This window comes from Mesorhizobium sp. M1E.F.Ca.ET.041.01.1.1 (assembly GCF_003997355.1).
In the GTDB taxonomy this organism is placed as follows: Bacteria; Pseudomonadota; Alphaproteobacteria; order Rhizobiales; family Rhizobiaceae; genus Mesorhizobium.
Map to the genome: position 1 here is coordinate 1 of NZ_RZSL01000798.1, position 2,226 is coordinate 2,226.

Here is a 2,226-nt window from a genome sequence, read left to right on the forward strand (position 1 = left end):
GAATATAAGAAGGGAACCAAGATGAAGCGCTTCGTGAAAATTGCTGCTTCGCTGGCGGCGCTTGTGCTTTCGGCAACGGGCACAGCGTGGGCCGAGCCGGCCAAAGGCGGTGTTATCGACGTGGCCACGATCGGCGAGCCGCCGACACTCGATCCGATGGCGTCCACGGCCGACCTCGTCGGCATCGTCACCCAGCACATCTACGAGACGCTTTACACCTTCGATAAGGACTGGGGCATCACCCCGCTTCTCGCCGCCGACATGCCGCAGATTTCGCCCGATGGCCTCGTCTACACGATCAAGCTGAGGACCGGCGTGAAGTTCCACGACGGCAGCGACATGAATTCCGCCGACGTCGTGGCATCGTTGCAGCGCTGGATGAAGATCGCCACCCGCGGCAAGCAGGCCGCCGAGGTGATCGCCTCGGTCGAGCCGGTCGACGACAACACGGTCAAGATCACGCTCAAGAAGCCCTTCGCGCCGCTGCTCGCGCTTTTGTCGCTGAACAATGCCGCGGCCATCATCATTCCTTCCGAGAATGCCAAGCAGGATCCGCTGACCAGCTTCGTCGGCACCGGTCCCTATATGCTGAAGGACCGCAAGCCCGATCAGTTCATCCAGCTTGCCCGTTTCGACGGCTATAAATCGCGCGACGGCGAGCCGAACGGCTATGGCGGCGCCAGAAAACAGTATCTCGACGAAATCCGTTTCGTGCCGGTTCCCGACGCCAACACCCGCGTGGAAGGAGCGGTCGCCGGCCAGTTCGCCTACGTCGATTCGCTTCCCGTGGAATCCTTCGACAAGGTCTCCGGCGGCAAGACCGCGCCGGTCATGCTGAAACCGTTCGGCTGGCCGGTTTTCGTGCTGAATACCAAACATGGGCCGAACAGCGACATCCGCATCCGCAAGGCGATCCAGGCAGCGCTTGCGCCCAACGACATGCTGCTCGCCGCCTTCGGCTCCAAGGATTTCTTCGCCGCCGACGGCGCGCTCTATCCGGAAGGCTATGCCTGGCATACCGATGCCGGGACCGAAGCCTACAAACCCGACGGCGACACCGAAGCCGCGGCAACCCTGCTGAAGGAAGCCGGCTATGACGGCAAGCCGCTGCGCATCCTCACCAGCCGCCAGTACGAGTTCCACTACAAGATGGCGCAGGTCGCGGCGGAATATCTCAAGGCCGCCGGCTTCCAGGTCCAGCTCGACGTCGTCGAGTGGGCGACGCTGACCAAGAACCGCACCGATCCGGCGCTTTGGGACATCTACATCACCCACAGCCCGTTCCTGCCCGAGCCGTCGCTGACCGGCATCATGTCGGACTCTTCGCCCGGATGGTGGGTCTCGGACCGCAAGCACAAGGTGCTCGACGCCTTCAATGCCGAGCCCGATCCAGCCAAGCGCGTCCAACTGTTCGCGGATGTCCAGAAGGCGGTGCTCGACGAGGTTCCGGCGGTCAAGATCGGCGACTTCAACGCCTTGGCCGCTCAGGCGCCGACGCTCAAGGGCGTGACGCCGGCGCCATGGCCGTATTTCTGGAACGCCTATCTCGAAGGCAAGTAGGTTCCTCCCGCCTGTCCCGTGCGCAACCGGGGCAGGCAAACAGGGTGCCGGCCAGTCACGGCCGGCACCTTAGGACATTTCGATGGACCACCGAAGATAGGCTGAACGCCGATGCTGCGCTCGATCCTCAACAGGCTTCTTGGCATGATCGTCGTGATGGCGCTGGTCGTCACCATCGTCTTCGTCATCGTGCGGGTGACGCCCGGCGATCCGGCCGCCGTGATGCTCGGCCCGGATGCTTCCGCCGCCGATATCGCCGCGCTGCGCTCCAGGCTCGGCCTCGATGGCTCGATCCCGGAGCAATTCGGGCGTTACGTCCTCGGTCTCGTCCAGGGCGATTTCGGCCAGTCGATCTTCCTCAACGAGCCGGTCACGACGGCGCTCGCCCAGCGCGCCGAGCCGACCTTCTTCCTCACGGTGTTCTCGCTGCTGATCGCAACGCTGATCGCCTTGCCTGTCGGCATCCTGGCCGCCTACAAGCGCGGCTCGATCTTCGACCAGGCGACGACGACCGTCGCCATGTTCGCGGCGAGCGTGCCGAGCTTCTGGCTGGGCCTGCTGTTCATCCAGTTCTTCGCCGTCAGGCTCGGCTGGTTCGACACGTCCGGCTATGGCGGGCCGGGCGCATCCTTGGCCGTCAGGCTGAACCATCTCGCGCTGCCGGCG

At 64.1% G+C, this 2,226-nt stretch carries 2 protein-coding genes; both read left to right on the forward strand.

The annotated features are described in order from the left end of the window. Positions 1–21: 21 nt before the first annotated feature. Complete coding sequence (locus tag EOA38_RS34285; RefSeq protein WP_127301304.1) at positions 22–1,560, forward strand: ABC transporter substrate-binding protein; 1,539 nt, start codon at positions 22–24, stop codon at positions 1,558–1,560. Positions 1,561–1,671: 111 nt separating this feature from the next. Next, on the forward strand, positions 1,672–2,226 hold a 555-nt coding region (locus EOA38_RS34290; protein ID WP_145966218.1), incomplete at its 3' end, for an ABC transporter permease.